The 14,953-nt window shown below is 57.1% G+C and carries 21 protein-coding genes; 19 read left to right on the forward strand and 2 right to left on the reverse strand.

All coding sequences use genetic code 11. The features are described from left to right. Window positions 1-14: 14 nt before the first annotated feature. The 8 genes from GCN74_RS21720 (at window position 15) to GCN74_RS21755 (ending at window position 8,345) form a co-directional block, all read left to right on the forward strand. Window positions 15-524 carry a phage major tail tube protein gene (locus GCN74_RS21720; protein WP_152258592.1) on the forward strand — a complete coding sequence of 170 codons (510 nt, stop codon included), beginning with the start codon at window positions 15-17 and terminating at the stop codon, window positions 522-524. A 37-nt stretch (window positions 525-561) separates the two neighbouring features. Then, window positions 562-870, forward strand: coding sequence for a phage tail assembly protein (locus tag GCN74_RS21725; RefSeq protein ID WP_152258593.1), 309 nt, complete (start codon window positions 562-564; stop codon window positions 868-870). 8 nt (window positions 871-878) lie between these two features. Then, a complete protein-coding gene (locus GCN74_RS21730; protein WP_152258594.1) occupies window positions 879-992 on the forward strand; it encodes a GpE family phage tail protein in 114 nt (37 codons plus the stop codon). Between the two features lie 30 nt (window positions 993-1,022). After that, window positions 1,023-3,647 (forward strand): phage tail tape measure protein, encoded by a 2,625-nt coding sequence (locus GCN74_RS21735; RefSeq protein ID WP_226939160.1) that lies wholly within the window; start codon window positions 1,023-1,025, stop codon window positions 3,645-3,647. A gap of 14 nt (window positions 3,648-3,661) precedes the next feature. Continuing rightward, a complete protein-coding gene (locus tag GCN74_RS21740; RefSeq protein ID WP_152258596.1) occupies window positions 3,662-4,270 on the forward strand; it encodes a phage tail protein in 609 nt (202 codons plus the stop codon). After that, the gene (locus GCN74_RS21745) at window positions 4,267-5,493 is read left to right on the forward strand and encodes a phage late control D family protein (RefSeq protein ID WP_152258597.1); all 1,227 of its coding nucleotides are present in this window, start codon (window positions 4,267-4,269) and stop codon (window positions 5,491-5,493) included. The genes GCN74_RS21740 and GCN74_RS21745 overlap by 4 nt, the downstream gene beginning before the upstream one ends. Before the next feature lie 343 nt (window positions 5,494-5,836). After that, complete coding sequence (locus GCN74_RS21750; RefSeq protein WP_152258598.1) at window positions 5,837-7,408, forward strand: AAA family ATPase; 1,572 nt, start codon at window positions 5,837-5,839, stop codon at window positions 7,406-7,408. Then, entirely contained in the window at window positions 7,398-8,345 is a 948-nt protein-coding gene (locus GCN74_RS21755) for a DUF4435 domain-containing protein (protein ID WP_152258599.1), read from the forward strand. Before GCN74_RS21750 ends, GCN74_RS21755 begins: the two co-directional genes overlap by 11 nt. Before the next feature lie 95 nt (window positions 8,346-8,440). Here GCN74_RS21755 and GCN74_RS21760 read toward each other — a convergent pair whose 3' ends face one another. Further along, window positions 8,441-9,295, reverse strand: coding sequence for a BRCT domain-containing protein (locus tag GCN74_RS21760; protein ID WP_152258600.1), 855 nt, complete (start codon window positions 9,293-9,295; stop codon window positions 8,441-8,443). Window positions 9,296-9,302: 7 nt separating this feature from the next. Beyond that, a complete protein-coding gene (locus tag GCN74_RS21765; protein ID WP_152258601.1) occupies window positions 9,303-9,746 on the reverse strand; it encodes a helix-turn-helix domain-containing protein in 444 nt (147 codons plus the stop codon). 82 nt (window positions 9,747-9,828) lie between these two features. On the opposite strand from GCN74_RS21765, the gene GCN74_RS21770 reads away from it, so the two are divergent. From GCN74_RS21770 to GCN74_RS21815, 11 genes are all read left to right on the forward strand, one after another. After that, window positions 9,829-10,032: a ribbon-helix-helix protein, CopG family gene (locus GCN74_RS21770; RefSeq protein ID WP_152258602.1), complete on the forward strand. Its 204-nt coding sequence runs from the start codon at window positions 9,829-9,831 to the stop codon at window positions 10,030-10,032. A gap of 10 nt (window positions 10,033-10,042) precedes the next feature. Then, window positions 10,043-10,246, forward strand: coding sequence for a hypothetical protein (locus GCN74_RS21775; RefSeq protein WP_152258603.1), 204 nt, complete (start codon window positions 10,043-10,045; stop codon window positions 10,244-10,246). 37 nt (window positions 10,247-10,283) lie between these two features. Continuing rightward, the gene (locus GCN74_RS21780; RefSeq protein ID WP_152258604.1) at window positions 10,284-10,472 is read left to right on the forward strand and encodes a hypothetical protein; all 189 of its coding nucleotides are present in this window, start codon (window positions 10,284-10,286) and stop codon (window positions 10,470-10,472) included. Next, entirely contained in the window at window positions 10,469-10,732 is a 264-nt protein-coding gene (locus GCN74_RS21785; protein WP_152258605.1) for an ogr/Delta-like zinc finger family protein, read from the forward strand. Before GCN74_RS21780 ends, GCN74_RS21785 begins: the two co-directional genes overlap by 4 nt. Window positions 10,733-10,852: 120 nt before the next feature. Continuing rightward, window positions 10,853-11,254, forward strand: coding sequence for a hypothetical protein (locus tag GCN74_RS21790; RefSeq protein ID WP_152258606.1), 402 nt, complete (start codon window positions 10,853-10,855; stop codon window positions 11,252-11,254). Window positions 11,255-11,355: 101 nt separating this feature from the next. Then, entirely contained in the window at window positions 11,356-11,709 is a 354-nt protein-coding gene (locus tag GCN74_RS29380) for a hypothetical protein (RefSeq protein ID WP_226939161.1), read from the forward strand. Further along, window positions 11,699-13,534, forward strand: a complete 1,836-nt coding sequence (locus GCN74_RS21800; RefSeq protein WP_152258607.1) for a replication endonuclease — start codon at window positions 11,699-11,701, stop codon at window positions 13,532-13,534. Before GCN74_RS29380 ends, GCN74_RS21800 begins: the two co-directional genes overlap by 11 nt. Beyond that, window positions 13,531-13,683: a hypothetical protein gene (locus GCN74_RS28890; protein WP_175539401.1), complete on the forward strand. Its 153-nt coding sequence runs from the start codon at window positions 13,531-13,533 to the stop codon at window positions 13,681-13,683. Before GCN74_RS21800 ends, GCN74_RS28890 begins: the two co-directional genes overlap by 4 nt. Further along, a complete protein-coding gene (locus GCN74_RS21805) occupies window positions 13,677-13,916 on the forward strand; it encodes a hypothetical protein (RefSeq protein WP_152258608.1) in 240 nt (79 codons plus the stop codon). Before GCN74_RS28890 ends, GCN74_RS21805 begins: the two co-directional genes overlap by 7 nt. Beyond that, window positions 13,913-14,527, forward strand: a complete 615-nt coding sequence (locus tag GCN74_RS21810; RefSeq protein WP_226939162.1) for a hypothetical protein — start codon at window positions 13,913-13,915, stop codon at window positions 14,525-14,527. Before GCN74_RS21805 ends, GCN74_RS21810 begins: the two co-directional genes overlap by 4 nt. Beyond that, on the forward strand, window positions 14,524-14,953 hold a 430-nt coding region (locus tag GCN74_RS21815), incomplete at its 3' end, for a phosphoadenosine phosphosulfate reductase family protein (RefSeq protein WP_152258609.1). The genes GCN74_RS21810 and GCN74_RS21815, both read left to right, overlap by 4 nt.

The following is a 14,953-nucleotide window of genomic DNA, read 5'->3' on the forward strand; positions in this document are numbered from 1 at the left end:
CACTGGAGAACGCTATGGGCATGCCCCACAAACTCAAGCAATTCAACGTATTTCAAAACGGCGTGCTGTTCATGGGCATGGTGCCCGAAGTCACCTTGCCGAAACTCAGCCGCAAAATGGAAGAGTACCGCGCCGGCGGCATGAGCGGCCCCGTGTCCGTGGACTTCGGCAACGAGGCGCTGTCGCTGGAGTGGAGCGCTGGCGGGCTGATCGCCGAAGCCCTGAAACAGTACGGCGCGCATGCTCACGGTGCCGTGATGCTGCGCTTTGCCGGCGCCTACCAGAACGACGAAGACGGCAACGTCGCCGCCGTCGAGGTTGTCGTGCGCGGCCGTTACAAGGAAATCGACATGGGCGGCGCCAAGATGGGCGACGACACCACCCACAAATACACGATGGCTTGCAGCTATTACAAGCTGATGATCGACGGCGCCACCGTCATCGAACTGGACTTCATGAGCGGCATCGAGAACATCGGCGGCGGCGACACCAACGCCGCCATCCGCAAGGCCATCGGCCTGTAATCCCCTTTTTTAATCACACCACCACAAGGAACACAGCATGCACAACGATACCCAAAACCAAGCCGTCATCGAGCTGGACGAGCCGATCAAGCGCGGCGACACCTTCATCACTTCGCTGGCCGTGCGCAAGCCCAAGGCCGGCGCCCTGCGCGGCATTTCCCTGATCGAGCTGGCCAACCTGAACGTGTCGGCTCTGCAGATCGTGCTGCCACGCATCACCGAGCCGACACTGACCGCACACGACATCGCCAACATGGACCCGGCCGACCTGCTGGCCGTGGGCGTCGAGGTTGCCGGTTTTTTGGCAAGCAAAGTAGATCGCCTTTCGGTATCCCCGGCGAAGTAGAAGACGCCATGGCCGACATTGCCGGCATCTTTCACTGGACGCCGGCAGCGATGGACGATTTTACGATTGATGAACTGATGGCCTGGCGCGAACGCGCCCGGCAGCGAAGCGGAGCGGAATAGATGGCTGGTCGGGACTTGAGGTTACAGGTAGTGTTTGCAGCGCTGGACAAGATCACCGGCCCGCTAAAAAAGATCATGGGCGGTTCCAGCGACACGGCCAAGGCGCTGAAAGCGACCAGCGACCGCTTGCGCGAGCTGAATAACCAGCAGAGAAACCTGGGGAAGTTCCGCGAACTGCATAGCGGTATCGGCACAACGCGAGCCGACCTCAAAAAAGCGCAAGATGCGCTCAACGCGCTGGCCGCGAAAATGAAGCAGACCGAGACGCCCACGCGCGCAATGACGCGTGACTTTAACGCGGCAGTCAAAGTCACGCAGGCCTTGACGCTGAAAAGCCGCGAACAAAGCCAGCAATTCCGCGTCCTGCGCACCAGCCTGAAAGACGCCGGCATCGACACGCGCCAACTGGGCAAGGCACAGGAATGGCTCAAGAACAGCATCCAGTTGACGAACGTTGAGCTGGCCTCGCAACAAAAGCGCCTGGCCGCCTCCGCTGCCAAGCAGCAGCGCGTCACCAACGCCACCCAGCACGCCGACAAGCTACGCAGCAAGGCGGGCAACATTGCCACGGCCGGCGCTGGCGCGACAGCGGCCGGCGCGGTCATGGCCATGCCCATCGCCAAGGGGCTGCACGAGGCGAAGCACTACCAGTTAGAGAAAGCCCGCGTGAATGCGCTGGGCCTGGGGCCGAAAACGAGCCAGCAGGCGATCCAGTTTGCCCAGAACATGAAAACCTACGGCACAAGCCAAAACGAAAACCTGGAACTGGTGCGCGACGCAATGTCGATTTTTGGCGACCTGCATCACGCGGAAATGGTCGCGCCCACCCTGGCCAAGATGAAGTTTGCCAACAAGGCTTTCTTTGGCAAGGAATCTGGCGAAGAGAACGAGCGCATCTTCATGGACCTGCTGAAAGTCATCGAGCAGCGCGGCGGCACGGCCAGTTCGGAGAAATTCCACGACCAGGCCAACATGATGCAAAAGGTCATCACGGCCACGGGCGGGCGCGTGGGGCCGACGGAATGGCTGAACTTCATCAAGACGGGCGGCATTGCCGCCAAGATCATGGACGACAAGCAGTTCTATTACCAGATGGAACCGCTGGTGCAGGAAGTCGGCGGCCACCGTGCCGGCACGGCCCTGATGTCCGGCTATTCGAACCTGTATCAGGGGCGCACCACCAAGCGCGCCGTGACCAATCTGGAAAACCTGGGACTGATCGGTGACCACAGTAAAGTGAAGCACGATAAAGTCGGTCAAGTCTCTACGCTTGGCCCTGGCGCCCTGCTGGGCAGTGACATTTTCCGGCGCAGCCAATTTGAGTGGTTGGAGCAAGTGCTGTTGCCACAACTGGAAAAGAAAGGCATCACAGATCCCAAGAAAATTGAGGACACCATCGGCAGCCTGTTTTCGACGCGCACGGCCGGTAATCAGTTTCTGGACATGTTCCGGCAGCGCATCCAGATGCACAAGAATGCCAAGCTGAACGCAGGCGCGTATGACATCGAGCAGATTTACGACCTGGGCAAGCAGCAGGCCGGCGGCGCCGAACTGGAAGCGACGGCCAGGCTGGCAAACCTGAAACTGACCATGGGCGAAAAAATCCTGCCGCTGTACGCGCAGGGGCTGGAAATGGCCATCAACGCCATCACACGCCTGAACGGTTTCATGGAGCGCAACCCGACCGTGGCCAAGGTCATGATCGCTGGCTTTGCCGGGCTGGCCAGCCTGCTGCTGGTGCTCGGCCCGCTGATGCTGGGCATTGCCGCCTTGATCGGCCCGTATGCCATGCTGCACGTCATGTTCGCCAAAATGGGCGTGACGGGCGGCGTGCTCACGCCCATCCTGCGCAACCTGGGCGGCGCCTTCATGTGGGCGGGTCGCGCCGTGCTGTGGCTGGGCCGCGCCCTCTTCCTGAACCCGATTGGCATTGCCGTGACGCTCATTGCCGGCGCCGCTTACCTGATCTATAAAAACTGGGAGCCGATCAAGGCCTTTTTCGTGGATATCTGGTCGCAGGTCAAAGTCGCCTTTGCTGGTGGCTTGGTTGGCGTGCATAACCTCATTCTCAACTGGTCGCCGCTGGGCGTGTTTTACAAGGCATTCGCGGGCGTACTGGGCTGGTTCGGCATCGAGCTGCCGGCCCAGTTCACCGAGTTCGGCGCCAACATCCTGCGCGGCCTGGTCAACGGCATCACCGGGTCCATGGGCGCTGTCAAGGACGCCATCAGCAATGCCGGTTCCAGCACCATCGCCTGGTTCAAGGAAAAGCTGGGCATCCACAGCCCGAGCCGTGTGTTTGCCCAGCTCGGCGACTACACCATGCAAGGCCTGGCCGTGGGCCTGGACCGCAGCGAGGGCGCGCCGATTGCCAAGGTTTCCGGCCTAGCGCAGCGCCTGACGCAGCTGGGCGCCGGCATCGCCATCGGCACGGCTACAGCCCTGCCCGCGAGCGCCTTCGACACGCGCGCCCCGCTGCCCGTGGGCGGGTTCGGCGCCGGCATGACGATTCAAGGCGACAAGATCGAAATCACTTTCCACGTGCAAGCCGGCACCGATCCCCAGGCTATTGCGCGCGCGGTGAGCGTGGCGCTCGATCAGCGCGACCGCGAAAAGGCGGCGCGCATCCGCTCGTCCCTGCGCGACCACGATTAAGAAAGAACAGCATCATGATGATGATTTTAGGAATGTTCGTGTTCAGCCTGCCGACCTTGGCCTATCAAGAGCTGCAGCGGCAAACGGAATGGAAGCACGCCAGCACGGCGCGCGTGGGCCTGCGCGACGCGCACCAGTACGTGGGGCCCGGCGACGACACGATCACCCTGTCAGGCTGGGTGGCGCCGGAACTAACTGGCTCCCTGTATTCGCTCGATGCCCTGCGCATGATGGCGGACACCGGTAAATCGTGGATTTTGATCCAGGGCACGGGCCGCATTCTCGGTTCCTACCGCATCACGAGCATGACCGAGGGCCGCACCATCCTGGACGGCAACGGCGGCGCGCGGCGCGTCGAGTTCTCGATTGCGCTCAAGCGCGACGACGACGGCGTGCTGGCCATGGTCGGCCTGGGCGACATCGGCGACCTGAAAAACATGCTCAGCATCGACGGCATGACCAGCAGCATTGCCGGCGCCGCCAAGAATGCCGTGGGCAGCGTGGTCGGCAATGTGGTCGGCGGCATCACGTCGAAATACGGCGGCGTGGTCAGCGAGATGAAAGACAAGATCGGCGGCAGCATCAGCGGCGCCATCGGCAGCGCGGCGGACAAATTCAAATGAGCGAGCATATCCCCGCCTTCAAGGTCAGCATCGAGGACAAGGATTTGACGGCCATCGTCTCGCCGCGGCTGATCAATCTGACCTTGACCCTGTGCCGTGGCGATGAGAGCGACCAGCTCGACATTTCCCTGGACGACAGCGACGGCAAGCTGGCCCTGCCGCCGCGCGGCGCGCAGATCGCCCTGGCGCTGGGCTGGCAAGCCTCCGGCCTGGTGGACATGGGCAAGTTCATGGTGGACGAGGTGGAGCACAGCGGCGCGCCCGACACCATCACCCTGCGCGCCAGGTCGGCCAACCTGATCGACACATTCAAGCAGCGGCAGGAACACAGCTTTCACAAAACTACCTTGGGCGCCATCATCGAGGCGATTGCCTTTCGCAACGAGCTGGCGTCGGGCATATCGGCGCGCCTGCGCGATACCGCCGTCGAGCACATCGACCAGACCCACGAAAGCGATGCGGCCTTCCTGCGCCGGCTGGGCAGGAAATACGACGCGGTGGCCACCGTCAAGAACGACACCCTGCTTTTCATCCCCATCAACCAGAGCCGCACGGCCAGCGGCAAGGCACTGCCCGTCATCCCCATCACGCGCGCCCTGGGCGACGGCCACCGCTACCACAGCGCCGAAAGCGATGCCTACACGGGCGTGCGCGCCTTCTGGCACGACGAGCGCTACGCGCGCCGCCGCAGCGTCGTGGCCGGCGTGCCCGGCAACAGCAAACGCCTGCGCACCACCTTTGCCAGCGAGACCGACGCGCGCGCGGCGGCCGTGGCCGAATGGCAGCGCATCCTGCGCGGCCTGGCCACCTTCGAAATGAGCCTGGCGCTTGGCAACCCGGCCGTGTTCCCGCAATCGCCCGTGACCGTACAAGGCTTCAAGCCCGAGATCGACGCCACCGAGTGGCTATCGGTCAAGGTCACGCACAGTCTGGGCGGCAACGGTTTTACAACGCGCGTGGAGTTTGAAACGAAAACCGAAGCGGTGGAGGTCGAGCGAGAGGAAGAGAAAGACCCGGACGAAGGCATCACGGGCGTGGTGGCAAAGTGGAAGGACGTGGCGGCGAAGAAGAAAAAGGCGGGGCAGGAACAGGCTGGCGCCGTTGGCACGCTCAAGACGCTGGACCATGTTTATAAGAGCAAGCAGGCCGCGAAACGGGCGGCTCTGCATGCGTGGAAGCATATTGAGGAAGTGCGGGATATCATCCGCGAGAACAGTAAGTAACCTCGGAAGGACGGAAGGCGCCGATACCAAGATGCAATGAATTTACGACTAAACTCAAGGTGACAGGTAACGCCAGATGAACGGTCGTTTACGTCAGGAAACGAACACTTGCGACGCCAGTAAGTAGAACTAACTATGCGGCCCTTAAGTCGAGGCTGAATTTAGACAGATTAGCTCCCTAAATAACATGAAATTTGAATTGTTTTTTTCTTTATGGCAAGATGCCGATAGTACCAAAAAAGTACTTAGGAAAATATAGGACTACTATCGATACATGTCTCGAGTAAACAGAGACCTCTGAACTTGTCCTTTCTTGCAAGCAAATCAAAAATCTTAGGAAATTATGGAAAACGACAGTCTTGCTAGCGATATTAAAACGGCCGCACTTCGCCCGTCTTTAGTCAAGCATTTCAGCATTGAAGGGCTTTTTGGATATCGTTCAATAAGCCTGGATTCGAAATATGCTGCAACAGTTCTAATAGCGAGAAACGGTTCTGGCAAGACCACATTACTTGGTGCGCTAGATGCATTTCTTCGGGGCCAGTTTACTCGGCTTGCAAACATAGACTTTAAAAGTATTTCTTGTTCAATTGAAGGACTTCCTGACGTTATGCAGGTTTCAAAAGTTCAAATTGATGAATTAATGGAAATTTGTTCTGACGTTAATTTTGTTGCCAGAGCAAAAGCGTGGGAGCTTGAACCTCATACATTACTCGAACTTTTGGAAGTAGATTTTGATCGAATGACAAATGCGGATTTATTAGATCATCCAGTTTTTTCCACAATATATACAAAAACAAATTATGACATTGGGGAGGCAAAAACTCGTTGCAAGCGACTTGCAGACCCAATAAAGGATAGAACCCCTCATCTGAATCGAATTCGAGAACTACTATCTACAGTACTTTCCGAATTTGAGATCGTTTACCTCCCCACTTATCGACGAATTGAACTTTCCATTCCCAATGTTGAAAGTCGACCGGGGCGAAGAAAAAAATCTATCCTTGCTCGCTTAGGAGTTTCGCGGCGAGGACTTCACACCGGCGACATTAATTTTGGCTTAAGTGATATTTCAGATAGATTAGCGGCACTGTATCGAGACATTCAATTTCAATCAAACCAAGGATATGGAAAAGTAAGTGCAAATATCATTAATGACCTGGTCACGGGTGCCTTTGCTCAAAGCGTACCAGAATTGAATGCCAGGCCAACCAAAGAGGCACTTCAGATATTTTTTGAACGCATTAAAGATATTGACCGAGAATATCGCTATGGCCCCTATAGCAGTGTACGAATTCCTGATATCGATACAATTTACAGTGACGCCGTTCCTGCTGACTCCAAAAAGTTCCTAGATTATTTCCTTGGGCAACTTAACTCCGTGATACAAAAAACCCAAGGTATCGAGAGCACCGTCGAGCAATTTATCGCAAATTGCAACAAATATCTTTCTGGCGATGACTCCTCTACTAAAACCAGAGGAATGGTGGATGCAATGTCAGATGATGACAAAATTCTCACCTTCAACAAGAGAAACTTGCGCGTAACAGTATCAAGCCGGCGAGCAAAAGTAAAGATTCCATTAGACGCGCTTTCGTCTGGAGAAAAGCAAATGATATCGCTTTTCGCACAACTTTATCTTTACCCTAAGAAAAAATTAGTATTAATTGACGAACCAGAACTTTCGCTTTCGATAGATTGGCAACGAAAAATTTTACCTGACATATTGTCGTCATCAACATGTCAACAGGTTATAGCAATTACTCACTCGCCATTTATATTTGATAATGAACTTGAGCCTTTCGCAGCGTCTCTCCGCCTAAGTTTTGCCCCCATGAAGGTCGGCGATTTTCTCCCTGGATTAGAAATAGACGATAACATTGACAGTTCCGAGGACATTATCGATGATCACTGACATTGCCACCTCGCTTGACCCTTATCTTGATAAATTGAAAAATGGTTTGACTGTCTCCGCCGTCCTAAAAGCTGAGTTAGGCGCGGTAAAATCATCTTGTGCGAATACAAAAATCTTCGCTTATGAAGGAGTTGATGACAAAGTAATCTATTCACATTGGCTGTCAAAAATTCATCCAGAAATAGAATATGAGCCATTCATCTGCAGAAATAAGGATCAACTACTTCAACTATGGAAATCACTGAAAAGCGATCTCACAGGAATGAACGAGGATGTATTTTTTTTCACTGATAGAGATTTTGACGATTTAAAAGGTGGAGACATTGACAATTCTATTTTCATGACGGAAAAGTACTCCATCGAAAACTATCTAGTTGACAATGAGGTTTTGGAGGAAATATTAAAAATAGAATTGCATTGCCATGGAAATATTGAGGCTAGGAAAAAGATAATTTTATTGTTCGAGTCCACTTATGATTTTTTCCTAAATACTACATCGGACATAAATTTTAGAATTTATTTAGCACGAAAATGCAAAATAAAACAAATCTCCGAAATTACGAATCGATTAGATGATCTTGCCGATGTACAGCTAAATTTAGTAAAAAAAGGGCGCGGACGGCTTGAGGAAATGATTTGTCTGGAAAGAGAACCAACTGAAGATGAAATAACAACACACGATATTTCTTTTAAATTATTAGAACAGAGAAATCGTTACCGTGGAAAATTTGCTTTATATTTCTTTCGAAAGTGGCTTTCTCTTTTGTTAGCAGATAGAAAATCCGATGACTCCTCTATATTCTGCCATCTTCCTCAGAATGACTTTGCGGCAAAATTAACACTTTCCTTTGAACAATTAGCAGCAAAATCTAAGCCTCCTGAGTCTTTCCAGCAATTTATTGCGAATATTCGGCTTCAATCAGCGAGCGCAGGATAGGTTATAAAAAAGCCAAAGATGCTTACAAAAAACTTTTTCAAGTTTCCGTTCGCATCATTGGCGTCATAAAAATGGGTTTGAGGGTCAGATACCGTTCAGCCTTCCGCAATTCGTCTTATAAAATCAGACTCCGAAATAACATCAATCCCCATCGACTCTGCTTTGCTCAGTTGCACGTTCCCAGCGAGCGGGCCAGCGATCAAAATATCCAGGGAACCGCTAAACCCTCCACGTACCTGCCAACCGGCCGCCCTCGCCATTGACTCCAATACACAGCGCTTAGTATCACGAAAACCGACAAAATACGCTGCAGTCTGCCACTGCTTTTGATTGGTCCTGCCCATTGGGTAGACATTGATGCCAACTGAACGATGGGAAGCCCCATCAGTAACGATTCTGTTGTTGGGAAGGAGGCGCATTGCACTCGCCCACCTCCCGATTCGTTGAACTTCTCCTGTCCTCAGCGAAGTCACCTTGCCACGAATACGCCGCAAAGAAAAAGTTCGTTTTCCCTGCCTTGCATGGCAATAACCCTCCATATAATCCGCATCAACTGCCCACACTGAAACTTTGCGAGTTACATAGCCCAAACCGTCTCGCTTCGGGTACGAAAACTGAATTTCGTCGACATCTCCTGCTTCGCCTCGTGGCCCTCTCTTCGACTTTTTTTTTGCGCGCGATGGAACTTGAGCAGGTTGCGCCTCAACTGCGACTTGCTTGAGTTGTGGAATATTCTCGCTAGCCGAAGGAACTTTTGGCGCAACTGCAATCTGCTCGGTTAGGCATGGAGGCTTTCTCACCTTTGCACTTGATATGCATAGTTGAATATGTCGCCAAAGGGAGGCACCCGGCTCGCCAGCGTCAATCGCTCGCTTCCGAGGATTCCAGCTGCTGAAAATTATGCAGAGCAAACAAGCAGCAATTACAATAAGCATAAGAAGGTGAATCATTTGCAGACTATTTTTCCTTTTTTCGTCCGCTGCCGGCCACATTAAAAGTCTGCGGCCCAATGATATTCCCCACGAAATTTTGCCCAATCTTGCCGTGGGTTTCAACGTGTGGGGCATTCCCTGCTTGGGATGCTGGAGGCGTTGGCGAGCGCATGCCGCCAATCATCCCAAGTACGCCTGCTTTCCCGCGAACGTCCATACTTCGATAGCCATCCAACAATTCGCGCTCATCCGAGGTAATGGCTGATTGCAATCTCTCACCCGTAAGTATGTAGTGGACATCGACTCCAATCCCAGCCAACGCTCGTAAGTAAAGCGCATCCGGGGCGCGCTCGTCTTGCTCATACAGCGTTTGTGCGCGTCGCTTCAGCCCGCCAACGGCAGCAAAATCCTCTTGATTCATGCCTAACCGCTGACGCTCTTCTTTTAGTATTTCACCAATTGATCTCATTTGTGCGCAAATTCTTCTTTACAATGCTCTCATTTGAGAGCTATAGTTATGCCATACCATAGCGATTACAGATCATAACATTATGAAAAACGTATCCATAGCGAGGCGCACTGCCAAGGGCGTCACGACTAAGCCTCTTGGCGTTCGTCTGACGTCTGACGAGGTAGAGGAAGTCGAAGGCTACGCAGAGAAACTTGAGCGCTCCCGTGCCTGGTTTCTACGTTTCCTGATCCTGCGCGGCCTCGCCGACTACAAGCGTGAACTCGCTTCCAAATCCATTCACTAAGGACAACGTCATGTACCCCGATGCAAAACGTATCCGCAGCCACCGCGTCATGCTGCGCCTCGATGACTATGAGCACCAGCTCGTTTCCTCGATCGCCAACTACCAGGGCGAAGAGCTTGCCGTGCTGGTGCGCCAGATCGTGATGCGTGAAGCTCTGGCCGTCATTGCCTTGGATGACAGCCACAGCGACAGCGTACAGCGTCGCAGTGCTTAAACCGAGTCACTTTTGAGCAACTCTAAAGTTTCAAAAAATGCCAGACCATCAAATTAACCTCAATGACGAAGAGCGCGCGGTGCTGGAACTCGTGCGCCAACGCCAGGGGCTGGCAAGTATCGATCAGGCGGCTGAATGGCTCGTCAAGACGCGCTTACGCATACAGTCGAAAAACATGACAGGTCGCGGTCGCGCCCTGTACCAAGTGGAAAGAAAGCTGAAATGAGAGTCATCGGCCTGCCCTGCCCGCATTGCGAATACACCGTCCGCGCCGTCAAGAGCCGGATGATGTCCGCCATGTTCAAGGAAATCACCTACATGTGCCAGAACCCCGAATGCGGGCACTCCTTCGTGGCAGGCCTGGAAGTACTGCGCACCCTCTCGCTGTCCGCCATGCCCAAGCCAGATATCCGCATCCCGATGTCCCAGCATGCGCGCGCGGCAGCCACCAGCCAGCTGGCCCTGGACCTGACTGCGGGCTGCTGATGATTATCCCGCTCCTCGCGCCGCCGTAGCCCGGCCGCTGTAACTCCCCTCTTTTGCTGTGCCCTGCAGCGCTCCCTTTTGAGCGTGCGGGATTCGTTCAACCTGAAATAAGGAAAACCGATGGAAAACACGCTGCACGCCCCCCGTCATGCCGACCATTCCCTGGCGCCGGACACGGCCCGCCCGGCGCTGCAAGAATGCGTCGTGCCCGTGGCGCCGACCTGCTTCCTTCTGAACGCTAACGCTGGCACCAACATCGCCAACCTGTGCGCCTATATCCGCGAGATTGCCAGGAGCTATCACGCCTACGGCGCGGCCAATCTGACCTTCATCATCAGCGATGCGCAACCGTTGCAGGTTTTCGGCTTTTTCTCACCGGCCAACCAGCGCGCATTGGCTGATAGCTTGCCCATCGAGCTGCGTTACCTGTTCGCCAGCGAATCGGGTGTCGTGCAATGCACCAGCTCATCGCGCACGCTAACTTACTGGGCCAAGTATTTTGCCAAGGAAGGGGCACGCTAATGCTACGCCTGGCCAAAACCTGCGGCGTCTGGCTGCTGACGCTCCTGATCGTCATTGCCCCAGGCGTGCTGCGGGCCATCGGCGCCATCAAGGACTGAACCGTGCCGGCGTCCCTTATCGACAATCACCTGTCCTTTCAGCCTGCCGCCGAGATTCTGGCCGCGCGCGACAAGGATATGCCGACGCCACCAGGCGCCGGGCATGCGCGGGCCGCCATCGCCGAAGCCAAGGCCCAGTTGCGCAGCATCAAACCGCGCAACCTCGCGCCCTTCATGGCCCAGGCGTGGGGATTGTCGCCGCGTGGCGCACGGCGGTCCGTCCTGATCGCCGCCGGCATGGACGCCGACCGCTGGGAATCGCCCATCCACTCATTTACCGAGGAAGAGCGCATCGCGCTGCGCGCCGCCACCTCTGCCGCTATCCGTGTGTACGAAAGACTGTTGAATGCCATCTAAAGAAATTCTCAAGCCAGCCCAACGCCACGAGGCGTTTTTGCGATCCTCGTACTTCGCGCCCGAGTTGGCCCGTATCCCGTTCAAGTGGCGCAACCGCGTCATCACGGCCGCCATGGCCAAGATGGCCTGGTCGTCCTGGTACAGAGTCTATGAATCCATCGCCACCAGCTTTGTGCGCGAGTTTGCCGAGCAGTACGTACCGGCCGGCGTCGACCTGTCCCAAAGCGACGCCGACATCGTGGCCACCGCCGAGCGCGCTGCCTCTGGCGTTACCAGAATGCTGTGGATGGCCATATCTGAAACGCACGCCCTGCAGATCATGGAAGACGAATGCGCCTCGTATGGCATCGAGCTGCCCGAATTTGACGAGCTGGCCGACACCATCGCCCGCCTGGTGGACGCCCGCTGGTGGCGCCGCCAGTTGCGCAAGCGCGTCAAGCGCGCCTTTGAAGCGGGAAATATCCGCCTGGGCTACGTGAACTATCGCGGCGAGCCCTACGCCAGCAACGATGCCGTGCTGTCGCGCCTGGCGCAAAACCGGCGCAACGCGGCAGCGCTGGCCGCCACCCTGGTGCAGAACGAGAACGGCCAGCAATTCAGCATCGCCGAGCTGGCCGAGAAAACGACTGCAAATAAAGCCATCCGGCGCGGCGAGCTGATGTTGCGCATCAACGGCTTCGAGCAGATCGCCCGCGAGTGCGGCGACCAGGGCATTTTCATCACCTGGACGTGCCCATCGCGCTTTCACGCCATGCAGCACAACGGCAAGCCAAACGACAAGTTCGACGGCTCCACGCCGCGCGAGGCCAACGCGTATTTAGGCAAGATGACATCGCTGTGCCGCTCCGCGCTGGCGCGTCGTGGCATCGGCCTGTACGGCTTTCGCATCGCCGAGCCGCATCACGATGGCTGCCCGCATTGGCATCTGCTGCTGTTCGTGCGCCCGACCGCAAAATACAAGACGGCCCACCTGCAGGACGTGGCGGGCCGCGCCATCCGCATCATGAAGCGCTACGCCTGGCGCGTGGACCGTGGCGAACCGGGCGCATTCGCGCGCCGCCTGGACGTGAAACGCATCGACTGGGCCAAGGGCAGCGCCGCCGGCTACATCGCCAAGTACGTGGCCAAAAACATCGACGGCGTGGCCGAGCACAAAACGAAAGAAGGCTATGTCATCACGGCCGATACCGAAGGCGATGTCGAGCTGACGCCCTCGGCGCGCGTCGAGTCATGGGCCGCGTGCTGGGGCATCCGTCAATTCCAGCAATGGGGCGGCGCGCCCGTCACCGTGTGGCGCGAACTGCGCCGCATCGAGGAAAACATGCTCAACGAAGCCCCGGCCGCCATGCGCCGCGCCTGGGACGCCGTGCAAAAGATCGACGGCGAAAAGCGCGCTTGCTGGGCCGAATACTTGCGCGCCCAAGGCGGCGCCCTGGTGCCGCGCAAGGAACTGGTCGTCACCCTGGCCAAGGACGAAAAGACCGTCATCGGCCGCTACGGCGAAACGCTGCGCACCACGCCCTACGGCGTGCGCTGCAGCGACCTCATAGGCGTGGTCTTCAAGTCCGTGCGCCATACGTGGACGCCGGTACAGGCCACAGGCGGGCGCGGGGTGGCTGTTGGGGTTGCCGTTCCTCGGACTCGTGTAAATAACTGTACGCACCCCGACCGCCCTGCCCCGGCCACGCCGCCGGCGGCGCCCGCGCCCAATCTGTCCGACGAGGCAAAAACAGCGGTCAATGCCGCCTGGGCGGCCGTCAACGCCTGCCCGTGGCCCCGGCTGATCGTCACCGACACCCCACCCGATGAAGGAACTGGCACATGAGCACCTATGCCGTGATCGTTCGCACGCAAACCGAACGCTTTGAATTTTTTGAGGTTGCCGCATCCAGCGGCGACGTGATCGACGCCGCCATCGACCGCTACGGCGTGTGCGGCGTTACCGCCAAACTGAAAGGAGCACCGCAATGCTGACCACCCTGACCGATTCACCGCGGCAAATCGCCCTGGGCGACCGCGTGACATTCGATACCGACGAAGGCTACCAGGCCGGCACTGTCAACGACTTGCGCCGCGACGTCGGCAATGGGGAGCTGCATGCGTGGGTGGAGCTGGACCACCAGTGGCCGGGTATGTTCCGAGCCGTGCCGCTGGCGGCCATCGAGGCGATCAAGAAGGCTGTCGCGCCGGTCGGGTGCCCAGCATGACGGCGGAACGCTCAGTACCGGCCGTGGCGGCCTTGTTCGTGCGCGCCAATTCGATCTACAAGACCATGCCGGCGGTCGATGCCTGGGACGCGGAGCGCGACGCCCGCGCCTGGCCAGGTGGCGTGCCGGTGGTGGCGCATCCGCCGTGCCGCTCCTGGGGTACGCTGCGCCACTTGGCCAAGCCACGCCCGGACGAAAAGGAACTCGCGGTGTGGGCCGTCGCCCAGGTGCGCAAGTTCGGCGGCGTGCTCGAGCACCCGAAGCGCTCGACTCTTTGGCCACACTGCGGACTACCAGCGATCGGCGAGCGGGACAAATTTGGCGGCTGGACGTTGCCGATTTTCCAAAGCTCGTTTGGTCACCGCGCGGAAAAGGCCACCTTGCTGTACATCGTCGGCTGTGCGCCAGCTCAAATACCGGCCATGCCCATCGTCCTGGGCGACGCCTCGCATGTGATCGCGCCATCAGGCCGCAACCGCGCCGGCGAGCGGCGCCGAAAAGGCGATCGGGGCTGGCGCCCGGAGTGCGGCAAGGCAGAACGCGAGCATACGCCGCCCGAGCTGGCGCATTGGCTGGTGGCCCTGGCTCAACGCTGCGCGGTGCCAGCATGAACAGCCCATTCCTGTTCGACGGCCCGGGTGTCATTTCGTTCAGCGGCGGCCGTACCAGCGGCATGATGCTGTGGATGACGCTTCAAGCCTACGGCGGCACGCTGCCGGCCGACGTGGTGGTGTGCTTCGCCAACACCGGCAAGGAAGAGGAAGCAACCCTTGAATTCGTGCGCGACTGCGGCGAACGCTGGGGAGTTCCTATCGTCTGGATAGAAAACCGTCCTCGCAACGAAGCGCGCGGCAAGGAATTTGCCGTTGTGGACTTCACAACGGCCAGCCGCCGCGGCGAGCCGTTCGCCGATCTGCACGACGAAAAGAAATTCCTCCCGAACCCTGTGGCGCGCTTCTGCACGGCGGAACTCAAGGTACGCCCGATGCAGCGCTATTTGAAATCGATAGGCCTGGTCGAGTGGACCACGTTTATCG

Source organism: Janthinobacterium sp. FT14W (assembly GCF_009208755.1).
GTDB lineage: Bacteria > Pseudomonadota > Gammaproteobacteria > Burkholderiales > Burkholderiaceae_D > Janthinobacterium > Janthinobacterium violaceinigrum.